Origin of the sequence: Romboutsia sp. 1001713B170207_170306_H8, assembly GCF_015550495.1 — a bacterium.
GTDB lineage: Bacteria > Bacillota > Clostridia > Peptostreptococcales > Peptostreptococcaceae > Romboutsia_E.
In genome coordinates this window covers 22,447-44,941 of the sequence record NZ_JADNAX010000006.1, presented here as the reverse complement: position 1 = coordinate 44,941, position 22,495 = coordinate 22,447, and the positions used below count along the sequence as shown (strand labels likewise).

Below are 22,495 nucleotides of genomic sequence, written 5' to 3'. Positions count from 1 at the left end.
AGCACCCAAATGGGATAATTGAACTTCGATTATCCTATTTGGGTGCTTTGTAGTTTAATTATAATGTAAGTCGCTTAGAAGCTTCACATCTAAATATTTTCATACCTTGTGACATAAATTTATCTTCATATTCTGTAGTTACATTGTTTATCTCTGTATTCTTAGCTAAATCTAGTGATATATTTTTTAATAACCAATTGTTAGAAGCTATTTCATTTAAACTAAATTCAAATAAGTCTTGGTTGTCAGTTTTGAAGTGTAATTCTCCTTCGTCTGATAGTATTTCTTTATATTTATCAAGGAAGTTAGAGTGTGTTAACCTTCTTTTTGACCACCTTTTCTTTGGCCATGGATCACAAAAATTAACATATACTCGGCTTATCTCTCCTTTATCAAAGAAGTCTAGAATATTGTTTACATTCCCCCATACAAATAGGATATTATCTAACTTGGCCTCATCTGCTTTTTCTACAGCTTTTAATAGTACTTCTTCTTTAATTTCCATAGCTATATAGTTTATATTTGGATTTTGCTTTGCTAAAGTTGTTATAAACTTTCCTCTTCCTGTACCAAATTCTACATATATAGGATTTTCATTTTTAAATTTTAGACTCCAATTACCTTTTAAATCTTCTATATTTTCTTTTATTACATAATTTGTATAACTGATTAATTTCTCATCGGATCCTTTTTTCTTTCTTCTTCTCATTGGCCTCTCCTTAAGTTGTAATAAATTTGTAAAAAATTATAGAGTATTAGCTTTAAGCCAATACTCTATTAATATAATCTAATTAACAATCGCAACCAGAGCATCCTCCACTGCAACCGCCGCCACCTTCAGGCATGTTTTCTACTACTATTCTGAATCCATATCCAGTATCTTCTATAGTCACGTCTCCGTATTGAGCGTATTCTGCTTGATCCATTACGAAATGTAATCCTTCATGGTCAAATGTTACATCTGAACTATTTTGCTCATCTAAAGCAAGACCAAATGATGGACCACTGCATCCAAAACCTGCAAAGTATATTCTTATGCTTGATGGTTTATCTGCATTTTCTCCTATTATTTTGTTTAATGTATCGATTGCTGTTTGTGGTAAAGTAACTTTCATTTAATCAATTCCTCTCTATTTCTTAGATATATATATTATATACCATTATAAAAAAGAATCAAACATTTTATTTTATCTAAACAGAAGATACAAAGGCATCGATATTGATAGATTTTTTATCTTTTAAATTTATTACATATAAGCTTGGAGTTACATAGTTATAATCATTAAGAAATGGAAATAATAATGTGTATCTATCTTCTTTTAAGTTATTAAAAGTATACATTCCGTTACTATTTGTAGTGCTATAATATTTATTACCGTTAGAATCTATTATTGTAATTACTTTGTTATTTAATGTATCAGAATCGTTAAGAACTAGTTTTCCTGATATAGAATATATATTAGGATTTGTACTCTCTAAGCTAAAAGAAGCATTACTTACATTTAAAAGTAATGGTTGTATAAGAACTCCGCTTAATAAACCTGACTTAAAAAAAGGAACCTCGTGATAAAAATCCGCTTTAACAAGGCAGTCTGAACAAATATTTTTTATTATTATTTTTGAAATAGAATATAAAAGTGAAGGTCTTTCATCTGTATATAAATCACTGTACTTACCGGTAACTTGTACGTTGTTGCAAGAAATAATGTTATTATCCTCCCATATTATAGTGGGTTTAAAAATGTAATTGTCTCCTTGATTTACAAATATAGGATTTAAGCATACTAATTGTTCGCTGGCTATTATTTTTATTTCTTTATTTACTAGGGAATTCATAAAAGAAAAATCATCTATACGGTTATTGGAGATATTTATTAAATCTAGGTGCTTTAATTCTGATAAATTGGGGATGTTGCGTATATTGTTATAATCCAAACTGACACTTTTAAGTTTTTTTAGTTTAGGTAAAAAAGAGATATTTTCTATTCTATTTTCGCTTAATTCTAGATTTTCTAAATTTGATAAATTACTTATTTCGTCTGCTGTTTTAATGTAGTTTTTATTAAGGATAAGATTATTTAAGCTTCTCGCATATTGTAACCCATGTAAACTCTTTATGCTTTGCTCTGATAAGTTAAGCTCTGTCAACTTACTTAGAAATTCTTTTGTTATATCTTTTTCTTTTTTGTTACACGCTCGGGCTATAGAAAATTTTAAATGTTTATTTATCCAATTATCGTCATTAACATTCGCCAAATTAATCATTCCTTTTATATTTTTTGTTTAATCTTTTAAAATAATACTCTTGTGACATTTCGTACTTATGACAAGTTACTAGACTAGATATAGAAGAATGAAGGTTCTTCTTAAATACTCCTAAGTAGTTAAAACCAAGCTTCTCAAGAGATTTTCGTGAATAATTATTGTCTTCAAATGTAATCGCTATTATTTTTTGTAAATTAAGATCCTCAAATCCATATCTTAACATAGCTAAAGCTAACTCTGATGATAAATCAAGGCCCCAATATTTAGGATTGATGCATATTCCTATTTCTCCTTCTTTAGAAGTGCTGGTTATGTTATTGAATCCTACATTACCTATAGTTTTACTATTCTCTTTGAATACAACAGCGAAGTGACCGATATTTCCTTTTTTATAGTTGCTTAAAAAGAATGTTTTGATGAATCTTTTTGTATCTGCTATGGTATTGTGCTTTTGCATTGGGAGATATTTAACAACTTTGCTTTGACTGTAGTATTCAAACATATCATTTGCATCTTCTAATGTTGCAGGTCTTAATATACATCGATTAGTTTTTATAATTTTCATTTGAGGATAAGTACTGTTTTTCATACTCAACCCCCTTTGAGTTTATATAACTTTCTATATACTTTATGATTTAGAGAATATATTCGTTCATAGAAACATAAAATATATACTTTTATGCCATTTTTTAATAAATGCGTATTTTCAACGAGTTTATACTACGAAGTTTCTTTTATGTCAGTTATATGTCAGAATTTTAAACTGTTTTTTGTAGAAGTTTTATGATAAAATCATTTATATAAAACAATTTGGAGGAATAACATGAGTTTTGTTTTTATAAGAAAAAGAAGTAAAAACTATATAGTTTATTTAGAATATAAAGATCCAGAGAGCGGAAAGAAAAAGCAGAAAAATATGGGATCATTCGAAAAGAAAAGAGATGCAAATAAAAGATTAGTTGAGTTAAAAGATGAAATTTATAATGATGACTTTTTAACTCCTAATAAGGTAACATTAAAAAATCACATATTAGAGTTTTTAGAAAAATATAAAGAAAATATATCTATAACTACATATAATAATTACCTTAGAATTTGTAATAAATATATAATCCCCATAATAGGAAGCATAAAATTAGAAGACTTAAAACCTATTCACATACAAAACTATGTAGATGATTTAGTAGGAATATTAAGTCCTCAAACTATAAAAATACATATCAATATCTTAAATTTAGCTTTAAGAAGAGCTTATAGGCTTAAGTTAATTAGAGATAATGTAGTGGAATATATAGAAATTCCAAAGTCTAAAAAATTCAAAAATAAGATATACAATCAAGAAAATATGTTGAAATTATTGAACATATCTAAGAATACAGAGTTAGAGCTACCTATAGTGCTAGCTGTTGGATTGGGTTTGAGAATATCAGAAATATTAGGTTTAACTTGGGACAATATAGATTTTGAAGAAAAGCATATAACAATAAATAAGATAACTGTACGCTCTAATGGAAAGGTTATTTTAAAAAGCCCTAAAACAGATGCATCTATAAGGACTATATCTGCTCCATTAGAAATCATAAACTTACTAAGAGAACACAAACGTAAATGCATAGAACTTAAATTGAGAGGTATTATCAAAAAAGATAATAATTTTATATTTTTTGATAAAAATGGTATGCCTATAGCTCAAGATGTACTCAGCAGGAAGTTTTCTAGATTTTTAGAAAAAAATAATTTAGATCATATAAGATTTCATGACTTAAGGCATTCTCATGTAACTTTACTTATAAACTCTAAAGTTCCCATAAAAGTGATATCAGAAAGAGTTGGTCATTCTAATATCAATACTACACTTAATATATATTCTCATGTACTTAAAGAAATGGATAAAGAAGCTTCAGATAAAATTTCAGAAAGTCTATTTAAACTTAGTTAACATAATATTAATATGGTAAACACAATAGGGAATCGTAAAAAAATCCACCTTCTATATTCGATTTTAAACACATTACAAAAAATACATAATGTATTTAATCGTAAAAAATACAAATGTCCTTAAAATCGATTTTAGAGGCTAATAATAGAAATTGCTAAAAATAAACAAAAAAATAGAAGTTTTTTAGATAATTTTCATAAAATTTATAAAAATTCGCTTATCAAAACTAAGTTTAATAAATTACCAACTTTTTTATTTAATAAAAAATACTCTATGTTTAAAATAATTTTATTATGTAAACTTAGAGTATTTTTTTGATTTTTAGTGTGATTAAACTTACAATGACAATTGCCAACATAATTAATAAAGTTATAAAATAAGAATAATGATTATTTAGTTCTGGCATATATTTGAAGTTCATACCATATATACCGGTAATAATTGTAAGGGGAGAAGCTATACCTGTCAATATAGTAAGTTTTGTTATTAATGAATTAGTCTTCTCTGCTACTTGTGAAGAGTATATGTCTAATAACCTATCAGCAAGTTCTCTTGTAGATATAGCAAAACTATATAGCTTATCTATCCCAAAATCAATATTTTGTAAATTTTCTAATGATATACCATGCTTTTTCATTTTAGAACTCTTCATATATCTTATATCCTCTTTTAATATCCTGTCACCAATGTATAGTAATGGTCTTGTGTTTTTTACTATAATTCTAGTTAAATTTCTTATTTCATTTATATCAGATATATTTTTATCTGATGTTCCATTCATTATATTGTCTTCCATTTCTAATATCATATCTTCTATTAATTCTAAATTTTCAAATCCATTTAGCATTATCTTTTTAAATATTAAATAGTTCACTCTATAAAGTACAACTGTAGGATTTGAATTTATAAACCTTTTATTACTCATCAAATCTTTTATATAATCGTATAAAAAATGATCTTCTTTCACAACTATTAATATAAACTTATCTGACAAATACATATTTATCTCTTCAAGAAGAAGTGTTCTTTTATCTAATTGGTATGTATTTAGACTTATAAAATCGTATTTTTCAAATATGTCTAACTTCATACTATCATCAAATTCTAAACACTCATCAAATGTAACTTCATCTATTTCTAATGTATCTTTTAATGACTTTAACTCATCTGGAGTACATAATATTAGATTATAGTTACTTTTTTTATAAGATGTATCATCAATATTATCTAACATTTCATTAGATGTTAAATCTAGTATATGCATATAATCACCTTTTAAGATTTTTACGTCTTACTTTAATATGTGAGTTTTAGAATATTTTATACTACAAAAGAAAAAAGAGAAGCTTAAGCTTCTCTTTTTTATATAGATTGGATAAAATCTATAACTTGCGATATTATCCAATCTGGAGTTGATGCACCAGCTGTAACACCAATTACATTGTATTTACCTAAATCTTCTTTATTTAGTTCATCTTTCGTTTCTATTGCAAATGTAGGAACTATATCCTTACATATATCTACAAGTTTTTGAGTATTTGAACTATGTTTACCACCTATAACGATCATACAATCTACTTCATTGGATAATTCTCTAGCTGATTGTTGTCTTTCTTTTGTAGCTGAGCATATTGTATTTTTATATATAACATCATCTAATATTTTTGAAAGTTTATCTACTATAGAATTATATAATTCAGGATTTATTGTCGTTTGAGATACAACACAGTATTTTTTATTTAAATCAAAGTCTATATCATCGATTTCATTTAAAGTTTTTATTATAATAGCATCTTCTTTGCACCATCCATTTATACCTATTACCTCAGGATGGTTTTTATCTCCGATCACTATTATCTTGTAACCTTTATCACTATAGTCTTTAGCTAGATTATGAATCTTTTTTACAAAAGGACAAGTTGTATCTATAATAGTAATTTCTTTACTTTCAGACTTTGTATATACACTTTCTCCAACACCATGAGATCTTATTATTACACTTTCATTAGATGGTATTTCATTTAGATTATCAACTGTCTTAAGGCCTTTTTCTTCATACTTTGATACAGCTTGCTTATTATGAATAAGTGGACCTAAGGCATATACTCCACTGTCTCTTTGTTCTAATTCGTTCCAAGCCATATTCATAGCTCTTTTTACACCGAAGCAAAAGCCAGCATTTTTAGCTATTTTAACTTTCATATGTTATCTCCTATTTTGAATTTATATAGTAGTTTTCCTTTATTACTTCTAATATATTTTGAGATAATCTCTCATAATCTTTAGTAGTAAGTTTTTCTCTATAATATTCTTCAAATGATATAGGTTTATCTATATATATAGTAACCCTATTAAATAGTTTATAATTGGATATTATAGATATAGGAACCACTACAGCTTTTCCTTTTATTGCAAACATAGATAAACCAGCTTTAGCTTCTCCAAATCCTGGTTCTTTAATTCTTGTTCCTTCAGGGAATATACCTAATACATACCCATTTTTTATAGCTTTTAAAATATTTTTTATAGTAGATATATCAGGGTTTTCTCTATTTATAGGTATAACATTTAATTTATCTAAAATATAAGCTAATGGTTTTATTTTAAATAATTCCTTTTTTGCAACTGCAGCTACTTCTCTATTTTCAATTGCAGCTGCAATAAATATTGGGTCCAGGTTAGACTTATGATTAGCTGCAACTACTAAGTTACCTTCATTAGGAATATTTTCAGCCCCTATGACTCTATATTTAAAAAATGTTTTAGAAAATAATTTAAATGATTTAATTGTAAATTTATAAAAATTCATTCTATCTCCCCTTATATTTAAAGACTTACTTTCGCTAAAACAGACTCAACTACTTCAGTTATACTTTTTCCAGTAGTATCTATTTCTATAGCATCATCAGCTTTTACTAACGGAGCAAATTCTCTATTAGAATCTATTTCATCTCTCTTTATTATATCTTTTATTATTTCTTCTAAAGATGTTTCATATCCTTTTTCAGTAAGTTCTTTGAAACGTCTCATTCCTCTTTCTTCTGGTGTTGCTACTAAGAAGAATTTGTAGTCTGCATTAGGGAATACATAAGAACCTATATCTCTTCCATCTAATATAACAGAGTTTCTTTGACCTATTTCTCTTTGGACATCTACCATAAGATATCTAACTTCTTTTATTTTAGCTACATTTGAAACATTATTGCTAACTTCCATAGTTCTTATTTCTTCTTTAACAACTTCTTTATCTAGATATAGGTTATTGTCTCTAAAGTCTATGTCAGTATTCTTAGCTATCTTTATAACTTCTTCCTCATTATTTATATCTATGTTGTTTTTTAAACATTTATAAGTTATAGCTCTATACATAGCTCCTGTATCTATATAGTTTATATTTAGCTTTTCTGCTATTATCTTCGCTATTGTACTTTTTCCTGCGCCTGCTGGTCCATCAACTGCTATTACTAAATTATTCATACTTGTTTCTCCTATTTTGTCTAATTTTATTTTATTAAATCCGGTCTTAAAATTTTAGCTTCATTTAAATAAATATGATTTATATCTTTTTTTTCTTTTTTGCTATTAATATAAATTAATACTCTTATACATTTTCTTAAACTTCCAACTATATATTTTTCTTCAAAATTTAGTAAAGGTATATCAATTAATTCTAAATTCTCTCTAACAGCAACTGCCGGATATGCTGCATCTAAATCACTTGTCATAGTGAAGCACATACTTATTATATCATCGCTATGTAAACCATTACTTTTTATTATATCATTTATAAGCAATGTTGTTTCTTTTAAAATATCTTCTTTGGTATTGTAATTAACCGTTGTCGCTCCTCTTATTGCTAAAACTTTCATAATATATCACCTATACACTTAATCCTGCAAGATAACCTGTTGAAAATGCTATTTGTAGATTATACCCACCTGTTTCAGCATCTATATCAATAACTTCTCCTGTAAGATATAAATTTTTGATTATTTTAGATTCTAAAGTAGATGAATTTATTTCTTTAACAGAAATACCTCCGCTAGTTACTTGAGAAGCTTTTATACTTAAAGAACCATTACAAGTAAGCTGCATATTCTTTAAATACTCTAGAATTCTATTTTCATCTTTTTTAGATAGTTCATTAGCTTTTTTATCACTTAAGTTAAGGACATCAAATATTGCCTTTAAGAAATTTTGAGGAAGAACTCCTTTTAAATTATTAATTACATTTTTATTAGGATTTTCTCTTAAAATACTAGAGAGTTCTTCTATACTCATATTAGGTAAAGTATCTATTGTAAGTATTACCTTTCCATTGGAAAGCATTTTATTAATATATGATGACATTATAAGTACACAAGGTCCAGTAATGCCGAAATGTGCAAATAACATATCTCCTACTTTAGATATCTTTTTCTTTTTACAAGATAATTCGACTTTTTGAAGTGATATTCCTTGTAAGTTTTTTATCCAATGCTCCTCTATAGTAAGAGGAATTAAAGCTGGGTAAATTTGAGTTACAGTATGGTTATATCTTTTTAAAATATCATACATCAAACCATCAGAACCAGTACTTTCATAACTCTTACCACCAGTAGAGATAATAACCTTATCTGCAAATATACGCTTATTATTTTCAGTTATAACTCCTACTACAATACTATCTTCAACTATAAGATCAACTACTTTTGTATTATACATTATATTTACGTTGTTACTTATTAAATCATGTTGTAAAGTATTTATTACTTCTTCAGCTTTGTCACTTTTAGTATAAACTTTTTGGTCGTTATGTTCTTCAACTTTGTACTCTAAGTTTTTATTAGAAAAATAGTTTAATAAATCTCTATTTGTAAATGTATAAAAACTACTATATAAGAATTTTTTATTATTAACTACCTTCTCAAAGAATTCTTCAATGTCTCTATTATTAGTTATATTGCATCTTCCTCCACCAGTTAACTTAAGTTTCTTTCCTAACTCACTATTTCTTTCTATTAATGTAACCTCATGTTGTTTTGAAGCTGTTAGAGCTGCCATCATACCAGATGGTCCTCCTCCAACTACTATAACTTTTGCCATATAGGTACTCTCCTTTATTCTAATGCTGATTTATTGGTATTGTAATTAGTCTTAAAATGGCTTGTATCATTCATTTTTATAACAACAGGACCATAGTTTCTAAATTCAACAATATTTAAAGCTGTATTATCTTGTTTTATTCTATATATATTTTCAAGTCCTGAAGCTAAACAAGATAAAAGAATAACTCTTACAGTTACTGAATGACTTACTAAGACTATATGCTTATTATCATACTTTTCATTTAATTCTGTTATAAATTCATTAACTCTATCTCTAATTATAGATAAGGTTTCTCCACCTGGAATATCTACTAAGTGAGGAGAGTTTCTCCATATACTATACATGTCACCATAAGTTTCTTTTATTTCATCTATTAATAAGCCTTCCCATACACCAAATCCCATTTCTCTTAAACTTGAAGTTTGCTTAGCTTCTAGATTTAATTCATTTGCAATTATATCTGCAGTTTCTATAGCTCTACCTAAATCACTAGTATATATATAATTAATAGGATATTTTTTCATACTCTTGGCAAGTGTTGATGCTTGCTCTTTACCTTTTTGTGTTAGATTAGAGTTTCCATGTCCTTGAGTTTTACCTAGTATATTCCAATTAGTTTCACCATGTCTTACTATGTAAAATGTATTTGCCATAATGCCCTCCTAAATCATCTTTTATTTATTTTTAGCTTTTACCAACTTTTTATTATATCATATATTATTTAATAAAGATATTTTAACTTTGAATTCGAGTATATGACTGAGGTTATTGGTTAAGTTAAACATATAAGTTATAAGAAGGTATGAAATTAATTTAATAGAAATATATATAATATAAATTTTATAACTGGAGGAAGGGCAATATGAAAAATACAAAACTAAGTATTAGTGATGTTTTTATATTAATTATAGGTTGCTTACTTATGGCAATATCTATAAATATGTTTTTTGATCCTCATGATATAGCGCCAGGTGGGTTAACAGGGGTATCTATATTAGTAAGTACACTTACAGGAATACCTATTTGGCTAATTAATATAAGTGTAGATATACCTCTTTTTTTATTTGCTTATAGAATTTTAAGTAAAAAAGATTCATTTAAAACAGCTTTAGGTATAACATTTCTTACCTTATCATTAAAATTAACAGAAGGATTAGGATCTATTCATATAACAAATGATGTTTTATTATCAACTATATCAGGTGCAATTATAATGGGTATTTCCTTAGGATTAATATTTAGAATAAATGGTAGTACAGGTGGAACCGATTTAATTGGGGTATTAGCTAATAAATTTATGCCATCTATTAGTATATCGATGCTTATGGGATGTGCTGATGGAGTAATAGTAATTCTTTCTGGTATAGTAAGTGGAAATATAGAAATTGCTCTTTATTCTGCTATAGCATTATATATAATTGTAAAGGTAAGTGATATTATAGTAGAAGGTATAAATACATCAAGTTCTTTCACTATAATATCTGATAAATATCAAGAAATAGGAAGCTCAATTATGGAAGAACTTGATAGAGGAGCTACTATTTTAAAAGGAGAAGGATTCTATACTAAAAATAATAAAAATGTACTTTTAGTTGTAGTATCAAAAAAACAAGTTGTAACTATGAAAAAGTTGGTAAAGACTATAGACCCAAATGCTTTTATAATAATAAGTGATACATTTGAAACAATAGGAGAAGGATTTAAAAGACTTTAATTAAATGCATATAAAAAATAGCAATATGTTTAGATTTAGTACACTAACATATTGCTATTTTTATTATTTATCTAAAGTGATATATTATTTATTTAACATGTATATCTATATTTTCATCTTCTCCATCTACAACTATAGTACAACCACTATATATTGTACCTGCTATGATCATTCTCGCTATAATAGTTTCTAAAGTATTTCCTATATATCTTTTAAGTGGTCTTGCACCATATACAGGATCATAACCTTCTTTAGCCATTATATCTTTAGCAACATCAGTAACTTCTACAGATATATTTTTCTCACTTAATCTTCTTCTTAAGTCAGACATAAAGATATCGATGATTTTCTTGATTTCATTTTTATCAAGAGGTTTAAACATAATTATGTCATCTACTCTGTTTAAAAACTCTGGTTTAAATCTACGTTTCATTTCATTCATTACCAATTCTTTTGTTTCTTCGTTTATATAACCATTTTTAGCTTCTAATAAATAGCTACTTCCTATATTTGATGTCATTATTATAAGTGTATTCTTAAAGTCTACAGTTTTACCTTTATTATCTGTAAGTCTACCATCATCTAATATCTGTAAAAACAAATTGAATACATCTTCATGAGCCTTTTCTATTTCATCAAATAATATTACTGAATAAGGAGATCTTCTTACTGCTTCTGTTAATTGACCACCTTCTTCATATCCTACATATCCAGGAGGAGGTCCTATTAGTCTAGATACTGCATGTTTTTCCATGTATTCAGACATATCGATTCTAATAATATTTTCTTCACTATCAAATAAATTATTAGCTAAAGTTTTCGCAAGTTCTGTTTTTCCAACACCTGTAGGTCCTAAGAATATAAATGAACCTATTGGTTTATTTTCATCTTTAAGACCAGCTCTTGCTCTAATTACTGCATTAGCAACAGCTGTTACTGCTTCATCTTGACCAATTACCCTGTTATGAAGGTCATCTTCTAATTTAAGAAGCTTTTCTCTTTCTCCTTCCATTAGCTTTGTAACTGGTATTCCTGTCCATTTAGCAACAATTTCAGAAATTTCATTTTCAGTAACTTCTTCTTTTAATAAAGCATTTTCATAACTTTTTTGCATATTTTCTTCACATGCTTTTATTTGTTCTTCTAGCTTTGGTATTACTCCATATTTAACTTCAGCTGCTTTATTAAAGTCATACTCTCTTTCATATTTTTCAACATTTCCTTTAGCTTCATCTAATTGAGTTTTTAAATTTCTTATTTCTAGTATTTGACCTTTTTCTTTTTCGTATTTTGCAGTCATTTCATCATTTTTAGATTTTAATTCAGCTATTTCTTTAATTGTTTTTTCTAATCTCTTTTTACTTTTTTCATCATTTTCTTTTAATAAAGCTTCTCTTTCAGTTTCTAATGTAAATAACTTTCTTCTTACGATATCTAAATCAGTTGGAACTGAATCTATTTCACTACGTATCATAGCACCTGCTTCATCTATTAAATCGATTGCTTTATCTGGTAAAAATCTATCTGATATATATCTATCTGATAATTTAGCAGCAGCTACTATTGCACTATCATGTATTCTGACACCATGATGTATCTCAAAACGTTCTTTTAAGCCTCTAAGAATAGATATTGTATCTGAAACGGTAGGTTCATCAGCTATAACTGGTTGGAAACGTCTTTCTAAAGCTTTATCTTTTTCTATATATTGTCTATACTCATCAAACGTAGTTGCACCAATACAATTTAATTCTCCACGAGCAAGCATTGGTTTTATTAAGTTCCCTGCATCCATAGATCCTTCTGTTTTTCCAGCGCCAACGATAGTATGAATTTCATCTATAAATAATATTATTTTACCTTCAGAACTTTGAACTTCTTTAAGTACAGCTTTAAGCCTCTCTTCAAATTCGCCTCTATATTTAGCACCAGCTATTAATGCACCCATATCTAGAGAAAAAATGACTTTATCTTTTAGACCTTCAGGAACATCTCCTCTTACTATTCTCTCAGCTAGACCTTCTACTATAGCAGTTTTCCCTACTCCTGGTTCACCAATTAAAACTGGATTATTTTTAGTTCTTCTTGAAAGTATTCTAATAACTCTTCTTATTTCTTCATCTCTACCTATAACAGGGTCTAATTTATGCTTTTTAGCTAAATCAACTAAATTAGTACCATATCTAGCAAGAGCTTCATAAGTACCTTCTGGATCTTGAGTTTCAACTCTTTGATTACCTCTAACTTGAGATAATACATTTAAAAAGTCATTTTTATTTATATTATATTGTTTTAATATTTTACCAACGTTAGAATTAGATTCCATATCTATAAGAGCAAGCATTACATGTTCTACACTTATGTATGAATCTTTAAATTCTTTAGATATGTCTTCAGCTTTTATTAAAACTTCATTTATTCTTCTAGATGCAGTTACACCTTGTGAACTTACACCCTCTCCGTATATTTGAGGAAGCCTATTTAATTCAGAGTCGATAGTTTGTTTTAAAGACTCAATAGATATATTCATCTTTTCAAAGATATTAGGGATAAGGCCATCCTCTTGATTAACTAAAGCAGCAAATAAATGTATTGAGTCTACTTGTTGATTATGATGCTTTACAGCTTCATTATAAGCTTCATTTAAAGCTTTTTGAACTCTTACAGTCATTCTTTCTATATCCATTTAAATCCCTCCAATTATATCTATATAATAGATATTTTTTATAGTATTTACAAAAACTAACTAATTAATATTAATCTACATAAATTTATTATAGTTTTATTTTAACAAAATAAAAAGCATTAGATTGAATTTTCTATCAAATCTAATGCTTTTTACAAAAGAATAACTTATAGGCTACTCTTTTTCCCCTATGCTTTATTAAATATGATTTGTGGGTTTAGTTCTTATCTTTCCTTTGGTTAAAGATACATTAACTAATCACAAGTGTTAATTTGGGTATATTAATACTTTTAACATATCTAATAGCTTATTTTTCAGGTAAGCAGTCACCTAAGCATTTATTCTAAACCTCCAAAGGATACTAGTAAACGGATAGAATACTCTAGGCTTTGTATAGTAGGCTTAGAAAGTAGATAAGTAATTATCTACTACTAATATAGTAACCATATTGTATTAAATTATTCAAAATAAAGTTTTATTTTCTTGAATATATATTTTATTAAAATATAAACCTAATTTATAGATATATAATTTTATATAATATAAAGGAGGATAAAATGAAAAAAATAAAAGATATGGATACAATGACTGAAGAACTTGTATTAAATAAATATGACGATCAAAGTAAACAAATAAAAGATGCTTTAGATATTGAAGAAAGTACTGATAGTGAAACCACAGATATAGTAGGATTTAGAGTTATAAATAGCAATAATCCATATCCTGAAGGTAAAAAAGTTGATGATATAAATGAATAAATAAGTAAAAGGATGAGATAGCATTTACAAACTCATCCTTTTACTTATTTATATTATAAATCCACCATTAGGACTTATTACTTGACCCGTAATAAAGTCTCCACCTTCATTTGCTAAAAATAATGCACATCTTGCGATATCTTCAGGAGTTCCAAGTCTCATAAGAGGTGTTTCTTCTTTTAGCATATCTAAAGTATCATCACTTATATTATTTAACATATCTGTTTTTATTACACCAGGTGCTATACAGTTAACTGTTATATTAGAAGGTCCAAGTTCTTTAGCTAAAGCTTTTGACATCCCGATTAATGCTGCTTTAGAAGCTGAATAATGAACTTCATATGCACCACCTGCTATCCCCCAGATAGATGATATATTTATTATTTTACCACTCATCTCAGGTATCATATATTGTAATGCTTTTTTAGTTGTATAAAATACACTATTTAAATTTACATTCATGACTTCGTTCCATTCTTCATAAGTAATATCTGTAAATAAATTTGTTTTACTTATACCTGCATTATTGATTAAAACATCTATTTTTTCAAATTGGCCTATACAATAATTTACCAATGAATTAACTTCAATTATATTAGAAACATCAGCTTTAAAAATTCTAACTGAATATCCTTTATCGTTAAGTTCATTATATAAATTTTTAGCTTCTTCTTCTGATTTATTATAGTTTATTATCACATTATAGTTATTTTCTGCAAAAGTTTTTGCAATAGCTCTTCCGATACCTCTTGAAGCTCCTGTAATTAATACTGTCTTTTTATTCATATATATCCTCCTATGTATTAATTTATAAGTACTTATAAAGTTTATTATATCAAAATAATATATTTTTTTATATTTAAACATTTTATTTAAAAAAATATTATTTTTAGAGTAACTATATGTAATTTATTTAAGTAAGATAAAGTATATAATGATTTATTTATTGCTAAATCAAGTTGACAAAGTTAACTCACATAACTAGACTAACTATTAAAGATGTTTCCAACCGATATTAATATTATGTGAGAAAAAGGGGATGGGTTTAAATGCTGTCATATAATTTTTTATTAGACTTAGCTCTAATACTGTTAAGTACAAAGGTACTTGGAATAATAACAAAAAAGTTCCAAATGCCTCAAGTGGTTGGTGCACTACTGGCAGGGTTAATACTTGGGCCAGCTATGTTTAATGTATTAAGTGAAACAGATTTTATAATACAATTATCAGAATTAGGTGTTATTGTTTTGATGTTTTGCGCAGGTCTTGAATCAGATTTACAAGAACTTAAGAGTACTGGAAAAGCTTCATTTATAATAGCTTCACTTGGTGTTGTAATTCCTCTATTAGGAGGATTTTTATTTGCTCACTTCTTTAGAATTCCAGAATTATATAACGAAACTAGCGGTAGTATTATTTTGCAAAATATATTTATAGGAATAATATTAACTGCAACTTCAGTTAGTATTACGGTAGAAACATTGAAAGAAATGGGTAAATTAAATACACAAGCAGGTACAGCTATACTAGGAGCTGCAATTATAGACGATATATTGGGAATTATAGCTCTAACTATTGTAACTAGCTTAAAAGATACATCAATAAGTATAGGTTTAGTTCTTTTTAAAATAATTGTGTTCTTTATTTTTGTAGGGGTAGTAGGATTTATAGCTTATAAAGTATTTAAGGCTTGGTCAAGATATGAAAACAGAGATAGAAGAAGGTTTATAATAGCATCTTTTGTATTTTGTTTATTATTATCTTATATATCAGAAGAAGTATTTGGTGTTGCTGATATAACAGGAGCTTTTATTGCAGGTTTAGTTCTATCTAATATTGATAGAAAAGAGTTTATATCAAATAGATTAAATATAGTTTCATATGCTTTATTATCTCCTGTATTTTTTGCAAGTATAGGACTTAAAGTAGTATTACCTAAAATGGATTTAAATGTCATATTATTTGCAGTAATTTTAACTATAATTGCTATTATCACTAAAATAATTGGTGCAGGTATTGGAGCTAAATTATGTAAGTTCTCTAATAAGGAATCTATTCAAATAGGTATCGGTATGGTATCTAGAGGTGAGGTTGCACTTATAGTAGCAAGCAAAGGTGCTGCAATAGGGTTAATATCAACATCTATGTTAGGTCCCGTTATAATTGTTGTCGTAGCCACTACAATTATTTCTCCTATATTATTAAAATTTGCTTTTAAAGAGAATAATATTAAACATAAAGAAAAGTCTGTTACAACAATAAGGGCTGGTAGATAATGCACTACTAGCCTTTACTTATTATTTTATAAAAGTTAATCATGTCTATAAAATATCTATTATCTACCTATATTCCTTAAATACTATCACATATTCTTAGTAAACAAATATTATAATTGTATCTAGTATATATTTTATATTGAATATTAGTTTTTATTTTTAATTTATATAAAAGTGCCAATTTTAGTTATGCAAACATTTGTTCTTTTTTGTTATATATGCAATTTAATCTAAGATATAAGATTAAATTAAGTATAAATTGGAAATAATCTCTGTACATAAAGCTTTGGAGGTTATATTTTATGCTTGATATAATAAAGTCTAATATAAATTTAGGTAATTATAAGCTATTACAAACAAAGTCAAATAAAATTGTAATTTTTAATATTAAATATGATTACACAAGATGTATTTATATAAATAAAATAAAAAATAAGATTTATATAAATGTAGATAAGGTTTTTGATAATTATATTAAATATAAAGGTATTGAAAGAATGCTTATATCGCAAAAGATATTTAATAAAATAGAAGACAGTATAGAGTATATTCAAAATAACATAATAAATTAAATAGTATAAAGTATATAATACTACTTTCAAGGAGGTAGTATAAATGAAAATCGGATATATAGGGTATTTTTATCTAGCTGTTATTTGTTCATTAATAAATGTTACAGGTTTTAGACCCTTGATTATTTCGTTTGGAATAGTTTTTGCTTGTAAAATACTTCAATATAATAAGGCTTGTGCAAAATACTTATTATCGAAAATATTTTATGCTCAATAATTGGTATTTTCGTAGATCTTATATTTTTAATGTCTTATATATAATAAAGGACTTACTATATTTAAGTAAGCCTTTTATTATATTGTTATTAAAATAATCCTTTCAATGCTGTTATAAACGATAATAATGAACGATAGCTTATTACTAAAGTTACACCTAATATAAATATACCTAAAACATTATTCCATAATTTATTCTTATACTTTCCTAAATCTTTATGATTTAATACTAATATTAAAAACAATGCTATTATAGGAAGTATTACAGCATTTGCAGCTTGTGCTATAAGTATTAATTCTGTAGGGCTTGATGACATTCCTAAAGCACTTAATATTATACCCACACCAAGAACTACCATCCATATAGATTTAAACTTCATACTCTTCATGTCTTTTTTATATCCAAGAGCACCTGCTGTAGCAAATGCAGCAGATAGTGGAGATGTTATTGTAGAAGTGAAACCAGCTGCAAATAAACCTATACCAAAGAACCATTTTGCCCAAGAACCTAATAATGGTTCTAATTGCTGCGCCATAACTGCTCCACTATCTATATCTATACCACTACCATAAAAAGAAGCTGATGCTGATATTATAACAGCCATAGATATTAATCCACCTAATCCAATAGATAAAACTGTATCTATTCTAGCATTTTTTATATCTTCTACATTTTTCCATCTTTCTGATACAGTAGAAGCATGTAAAAATAAATTATAGGGAACTACAGTTGTACCTATAAGACCAACTATTGTTAACCAATCATTAGTACCTGCTCTAGGGATGAACAATCCTTTTATGATTGATCCTAAGTCAGGCTTTGATACTATTGCCGTAGTAAAGAAAGTAACACTCATAACTAATACTAAGCCAATTAACATCTTTTCTATTTTTTTATAATTACCTGACCATAAAAGTACAAATGCTATTAGTCCTAAAATTGGAGCCCAAATTGTGTTTGGTATTGATGGCATTAATGTAGATAAACCTATTGAACCACCAACTAAGTTTCCAGTTTCATAGGCTATATTACCTATGAATATTGCAACTATTACTATAAATATAGCAATTACTTTAAGAGTTTTATTTGATATTTTCTCTCTTATATTCTCACCAAGACCTTTTTGAGTTACGATTCCAAGCCGAGCAGCCATTTCTTGAAATATGATAGTAGCTATTGTAGAAAATAGCATTGCCCACAACAAAGTATACCCACTACTTGCACCGGATTTTGTAGCGGTAGTTATCGTTCCCGGTCCGATAAATCCTGCTGCTATTAAGGCTCCTGGGCCAATATTTTTTAATCTTTCTTTTAATATACTTTCTTTTTTTATATTATTTTCTTTTAGTGCTTCCATATAAAAACTCCCTTCTTCTTTTTAAATTTTTACAATGTCATCTAATGGTGCTATTTTTATATTTTCATTCTCTAATTTATTTTTTATAGTCTTAACAAACTCTAATGCCTTAATGCTATCTCCATGAACACATATTGAATCAACTTCAATATCTATGTATTTACCAGTTATAGTCTTGACTCTTTTATTCTTTATCATTTCTATAACTCTGGATACAGCTAAATTTTCATCAGCTATGAGGGCACCATCCTTACTCCTATCGACTAAGGAACCATTATCTTCATAAGCTCTATCTGCAAAAACTTCTCTAGCATACCTAATTCCTATATCATTTGCAGCTTTAATCATTTGGCTATTAGAAAGTCCTAATAAAATAATCTCTTTATCAAATTCGTATATAGATTCACAGATACTTTTTGCAAGGTCATAGTCAACAGCTGCCATATTATAAAATGCACCATGTGGTTTAATATGAGATAACTTTATATTTTTACATTTACAAAATGAATAAAGTGCACCTAATTGATACTTTATATATGCTTTAGCTTCATCTAAAGATATATTCATATTTCTTCTTCCGAAACCTAACAAATCAGGATAACCTGGGTGAGCTCCTATAGATACATTATTTTTTTTAGCTAAATCTACTGTTTTTTCCATAACTAATGGATCTGATGCATGAAATCCACAAGCTATATTAGCTGATGATATATACTTTATTACGTCTTCGTCTAAACCTAATTGATATTTTCCGAAGCTTTCTCCTAAGTCACAATTTAAATCAACTTTTAACATTTTTATACCTCATTATAATTAGTATTTTATATTATGATAATAGATCTTCTATAAATCCAGTATTTGCTCTACCTTCTATATAAATCTTGTTATTCATAATTGAATATTGAAAATTTGCATTTGTTTCTATTCCGTTTATAACCAACTCATCCAATGAGACTTTCATTTTTTCGATAGCTTCGTCTCTATCATTTCCTAGTACTATAATCTTTGCAATCATGGAATCATAACAGGATGGTAACTCATATCCACAATATATTGATGTATCAATTCTTACTCCATTACCGCCAGGAAGATGAAGTGTATTTATTCTTCCAGGAGAGGGAATAAAGTTTTTTGATGGATCCTCGGCATTTATTCTACATTCTATTGCATGACCATTAATATTAATATTATCTTGAGTGTAAGATAGTTTATATCCGTAAGCAATTTTAATTTGTTCTTTGATTAAATCTATGCCTGTAACCATTTCTGTAACAGGATGTTCTACTTGAATTCTAGTATTCATTTCTATAAAATAAAAATTCAACTCATTATCTACTAAGAACTCTACAGTACCTGCATTTTCATAATTAACAGCTTTTGCAGCTTTAACAGCATACTCTCCTAATGTTGTTCTTAAGTTTTCGTTAATAATAGGCGAAGGGGACTCTTCAATCATCTTTTGATGCATTCTTTGTATAGAACAGTCTCTTTCTCCGAGATGAATAACATTATTATATTGATCGGCTAGTATTTGTATTTCTATATGTCTTGGATTTTTTATGTATTTTTCTATATACATTGTGTCATCATTAAATGCATTTAATGATTCTCTTTGAGCTAAGTTAAATAATTTATTAAAATCACTTTCTAACTCAACTACTCTCATCCCCTTTCCTCCTCCTCCGGAAGAAGCTTTTATAATGACTGGGTATCCTATTTTATCTGCGACTTTCTTTCCATCTTCGCTTTTATATATTGGTATTTCACTTCCAGGTATAACCGGAATCCCTGCACTAATCATTGTATTTCTAGCTTGAGATTTATTCCCCATACAGTCTATTACCTTACTATCTGGACCTATAAATTTTATATTATTGTCTTTACATAAACTTACAAAAGAACTATTTTCAGATAAAAATCCAAATCCTGGATGTATTGCATCGCAATTCGTAACTAAAGCAGAACTTATAATTTTGTTCATATCTAAATAACTTTCTTTAGGACTTGCTGGGCCAATACAAATCTTTTCGTCAGCTAATTCTACATGAAGAGAGTTTACATCCGCCTCAGAGTAAATAGCAACAGTTTTTATTTTTAAAGTTTTACAAGCTCTTATTATTCGAACTGCAATTTCTCCTCTATTTGCAATTAGTATTTTATTAAACATAGTTAAATCTCCAATATCTAAATTAGTTTAATTTTAAATAATACTTGACTGTATTCTACAGTTTCATTATTTTCTATCAAAATATCTTCTATTATTCCGTCAACATTACTTGTAACTTCATTCATAACCTTCATTGCTTCTATTATTCCTAAAACTTGATTTTTACTAATTTTATCTCCTATTGAGACAAAGGCATCTTCATTTTCAGATGGTGATTTGTAAAATGTACCGACTAAAGGTGATTTTATATATTCATAGTTAGTATTATTGTTTTCAATTAAAGATTTGCTTAATTGTCTATCTTCTTTAAGTATTTGATTTGTATTTTCGTATTTTTTCTCTAATTCTATTTTCATATCTCCTTCTTTGTAAGTGAATTTTGTTAAAGAAGATGTTCCTATTACATTTATTAATTCTAATAATTTATCATATTCCATTATTTAATCTCCCCTTAATTAGTAACTTTTCTATTTTTATTGATGTAACTCTTGGGTTTAAAATTTCAACACAAGGCTTATTTATTTGCTTCCTTATCTCTTCAAATTTAAAATATTCTTCTTTATATAAGACTTGAGCTTCTTCTAAAGATATTTGTTTGAAGTTTATGATATCTCCAGTTTTACATTGAGCTAATTTGCATATATCAACCGATATAACTGTTCCTATTTTGGTATATCCACCAGTTGTTTGTCTATCTGTTAGCATTATTATAGGTTTACCATGAGATGGAACTTGTATAGATCCTAGTACTATTCCATCTGAAATTATATCAGCTTGTTTTTTATGCTCTATTTCGGGACCATTAAGTCTACAACCCATTCTATCGAACTCTTTTGTAACTTTATATGTAGATGATAAAAATGTATTTAATCCTTCATTTGTAAATGCATCATCTTGCGGACCTAATATTACCTTTAAAATAACCTTATTGCCGTAGGTTTCATTATTAATAATATTTTTTGATGCAAAATTAGGTATGTATTCTTTAGGTGATTTAAATTTAATAAAATCACCTTTTTTTAATGTCCTACCATTATATCCACCTATCGAACACTTTACATTTGTAGATTTACTCCCCATAATAGTCGGTATATCAAGCCCACCAGAAAAACTTATGTAAGATCTAGCTCCATCAATAGCACTTTCAAAAGATAATATATCTCCTTTTTTTACTACTATAGCCTTATTCATATCTACTTTAATTTCATTTAACTTAGGCTGTAGATTACCACCGGTAATCGCAATAATATTATTTTTAGTAAATTCTAAAATAGGACCAACTAAAGTTACTTCTAAGCATGCCTCATTATCTTTATTATTAACTAACATATTAGCTATCTTAAGTGAGTTTTTATCCATTGCACCACATACCGAAAATCCAAGATCTTGATATCCTATTCTTCCAAGGTCTTGTACTGTGGTATATAATCCTCCTTCTCTTATTATGATTCCCAAT

At 27.3% G+C, this 22,495-nt stretch carries 24 protein-coding genes; 6 read left to right on the top strand and 18 right to left on the bottom strand.

Features of this window, described 5'->3' with window-relative positions; genetic code table 11:
• Positions 1-58: 58 nt before the first annotated feature.
• From trmB to I2A66_RS12140, 4 genes are all read right to left on the bottom strand, one after another.
• Complete coding sequence (gene trmB, locus I2A66_RS12155; protein WP_147516024.1) at positions 59-709, bottom strand: tRNA (guanosine(46)-N7)-methyltransferase TrmB; 651 nt, start codon at positions 707-709, stop codon at positions 59-61.
• Between the two features lie 82 nt (positions 710-791).
• Positions 792-1,115 (bottom strand): Fe-S cluster assembly protein HesB, encoded by a 324-nt coding sequence (locus I2A66_RS12150; protein ID WP_122639627.1) that lies wholly within the window; start codon positions 1,113-1,115, stop codon positions 792-794.
• Between the two features lie 76 nt (positions 1,116-1,191).
• Positions 1,192-2,256: a leucine-rich repeat domain-containing protein gene (locus I2A66_RS12145; RefSeq protein WP_122639628.1), complete on the bottom strand. Its 1,065-nt coding sequence runs from the start codon at positions 2,254-2,256 to the stop codon at positions 1,192-1,194.
• 1 nt (position 2,257) lies between these two features.
• Positions 2,258-2,854 carry a GNAT family N-acetyltransferase gene (locus I2A66_RS12140; RefSeq protein ID WP_147516025.1) on the bottom strand — a complete coding sequence of 199 codons (597 nt, stop codon included), beginning with the start codon at positions 2,852-2,854 and terminating at the stop codon, positions 2,258-2,260.
• 234 nt (positions 2,855-3,088) lie between these two features.
• On the opposite strand from I2A66_RS12140, the gene I2A66_RS12135 reads away from it, so the two are divergent.
• Entirely contained in the window at positions 3,089-4,204 is a 1,116-nt protein-coding gene (locus I2A66_RS12135) for a tyrosine-type recombinase/integrase (protein WP_195251743.1), read from the top strand.
• Positions 4,205-4,505: 301 nt separating this feature from the next.
• Here I2A66_RS12135 and I2A66_RS12130 read toward each other — a convergent pair whose 3' ends face one another.
• The 7 genes from I2A66_RS12130 to I2A66_RS12100 form a co-directional block, all read right to left on the bottom strand.
• Positions 4,506-5,468 carry a magnesium transporter CorA family protein gene (locus I2A66_RS12130; protein WP_122639631.1) on the bottom strand — a complete coding sequence of 321 codons (963 nt, stop codon included), beginning with the start codon at positions 5,466-5,468 and terminating at the stop codon, positions 4,506-4,508.
• Between the two features lie 98 nt (positions 5,469-5,566).
• Positions 5,567-6,406, bottom strand: a complete 840-nt coding sequence (locus I2A66_RS12125; protein ID WP_147516027.1) for a 4-hydroxy-3-methylbut-2-enyl diphosphate reductase — start codon at positions 6,404-6,406, stop codon at positions 5,567-5,569.
• A gap of 10 nt (positions 6,407-6,416) precedes the next feature.
• Entirely contained in the window at positions 6,417-7,013 is a 597-nt protein-coding gene (locus I2A66_RS12120; RefSeq protein ID WP_147516028.1) for a lysophospholipid acyltransferase family protein, read from the bottom strand.
• A gap of 17 nt (positions 7,014-7,030) precedes the next feature.
• Entirely contained in the window at positions 7,031-7,681 is a 651-nt protein-coding gene (gene cmk / locus I2A66_RS12115; protein ID WP_122639634.1) for a (d)CMP kinase, read from the bottom strand.
• A 26-nt stretch (positions 7,682-7,707) separates the two neighbouring features.
• Complete coding sequence (gene aroH, locus I2A66_RS12110; RefSeq protein ID WP_122639635.1) at positions 7,708-8,073, bottom strand: chorismate mutase; 366 nt, start codon at positions 8,071-8,073, stop codon at positions 7,708-7,710.
• A 10-nt stretch (positions 8,074-8,083) separates the two neighbouring features.
• Positions 8,084-9,289, bottom strand: coding sequence for an NAD(P)/FAD-dependent oxidoreductase (locus tag I2A66_RS12105; protein WP_122639636.1), 1,206 nt, complete (start codon positions 9,287-9,289; stop codon positions 8,084-8,086).
• A 14-nt stretch (positions 9,290-9,303) separates the two neighbouring features.
• Positions 9,304-9,945, bottom strand: a complete 642-nt coding sequence (locus I2A66_RS12100) for a histidine phosphatase family protein (RefSeq protein ID WP_122639637.1) — start codon at positions 9,943-9,945, stop codon at positions 9,304-9,306.
• A gap of 209 nt (positions 9,946-10,154) precedes the next feature.
• Between I2A66_RS12100 and I2A66_RS12095 the strand changes: the two genes are divergently transcribed.
• Complete coding sequence (locus I2A66_RS12095) at positions 10,155-11,006, top strand: YitT family protein (RefSeq protein ID WP_122639638.1); 852 nt, start codon at positions 10,155-10,157, stop codon at positions 11,004-11,006.
• 88 nt (positions 11,007-11,094) lie between these two features.
• Here the strand turns inward: I2A66_RS12095 and clpB are convergent, their stop codons facing one another.
• Complete coding sequence (gene clpB, locus I2A66_RS12090) at positions 11,095-13,692, bottom strand: ATP-dependent chaperone ClpB (RefSeq protein ID WP_122639639.1); 2,598 nt, start codon at positions 13,690-13,692, stop codon at positions 11,095-11,097.
• Between the two features lie 557 nt (positions 13,693-14,249).
• Here clpB and I2A66_RS12085 point away from each other — a divergent pair.
• Positions 14,250-14,450, top strand: a complete 201-nt coding sequence (locus tag I2A66_RS12085) for a hypothetical protein (RefSeq protein WP_122639640.1) — start codon at positions 14,250-14,252, stop codon at positions 14,448-14,450.
• A gap of 48 nt (positions 14,451-14,498) precedes the next feature.
• On the opposite strand, the gene ymfI is transcribed toward I2A66_RS12085, so the two are convergent.
• Positions 14,499-15,236 carry an elongation factor P 5-aminopentanone reductase gene (gene ymfI, locus I2A66_RS12080; RefSeq protein ID WP_122639641.1) on the bottom strand — a complete coding sequence of 246 codons (738 nt, stop codon included), beginning with the start codon at positions 15,234-15,236 and terminating at the stop codon, positions 14,499-14,501.
• 263 nt (positions 15,237-15,499) lie between these two features.
• Between ymfI and I2A66_RS12075 the strand changes: the two genes are divergently transcribed.
• From I2A66_RS12075 to I2A66_RS12065, 3 genes are all read left to right on the top strand, one after another.
• A complete protein-coding gene (locus tag I2A66_RS12075; protein ID WP_147516031.1) occupies positions 15,500-16,726 on the top strand; it encodes a cation:proton antiporter in 1,227 nt (408 codons plus the stop codon).
• A gap of 302 nt (positions 16,727-17,028) precedes the next feature.
• Entirely contained in the window at positions 17,029-17,298 is a 270-nt protein-coding gene (locus tag I2A66_RS12070) for a hypothetical protein (RefSeq protein ID WP_147516032.1), read from the top strand.
• Between the two features lie 43 nt (positions 17,299-17,341).
• Positions 17,342-17,515: a hypothetical protein gene (locus I2A66_RS12065; protein WP_195251741.1), complete on the top strand. Its 174-nt coding sequence runs from the start codon at positions 17,342-17,344 to the stop codon at positions 17,513-17,515.
• An 88-nt stretch (positions 17,516-17,603) separates the two neighbouring features.
• Here the strand turns inward: I2A66_RS12065 and I2A66_RS12060 are convergent, their stop codons facing one another.
• Genes I2A66_RS12060 through I2A66_RS12040 form a run of 5 tightly spaced genes read right to left on the bottom strand, consistent with a single transcriptional unit; the run spans position 17,604 to position 22,494 of the window.
• The gene (locus I2A66_RS12060) at positions 17,604-18,872 is read right to left on the bottom strand and encodes an Nramp family divalent metal transporter (protein ID WP_122639644.1); all 1,269 of its coding nucleotides are present in this window, start codon (positions 18,870-18,872) and stop codon (positions 17,604-17,606) included.
• A gap of 21 nt (positions 18,873-18,893) precedes the next feature.
• Positions 18,894-19,667, bottom strand: a complete 774-nt coding sequence (locus I2A66_RS12055) for a LamB/YcsF family protein (RefSeq protein WP_147516034.1) — start codon at positions 19,665-19,667, stop codon at positions 18,894-18,896.
• 31 nt (positions 19,668-19,698) lie between these two features.
• Positions 19,699-21,039, bottom strand: a complete 1,341-nt coding sequence (locus I2A66_RS12050) for an acetyl-CoA carboxylase biotin carboxylase subunit (protein ID WP_122639647.1) — start codon at positions 21,037-21,039, stop codon at positions 19,699-19,701.
• Between the two features lie 17 nt (positions 21,040-21,056).
• Positions 21,057-21,476: an acetyl-CoA carboxylase biotin carboxyl carrier protein gene (locus tag I2A66_RS12045; protein WP_122639649.1), complete on the bottom strand. Its 420-nt coding sequence runs from the start codon at positions 21,474-21,476 to the stop codon at positions 21,057-21,059.
• Complete coding sequence (locus I2A66_RS12040; RefSeq protein ID WP_195251739.1) at positions 21,466-22,494, bottom strand: biotin-dependent carboxyltransferase family protein; 1,029 nt, start codon at positions 22,492-22,494, stop codon at positions 21,466-21,468. The genes I2A66_RS12045 and I2A66_RS12040 overlap by 11 nt, the downstream gene beginning before the upstream one ends.
• Between the last annotated feature and the right edge of the window lies 1 nt (position 22,495).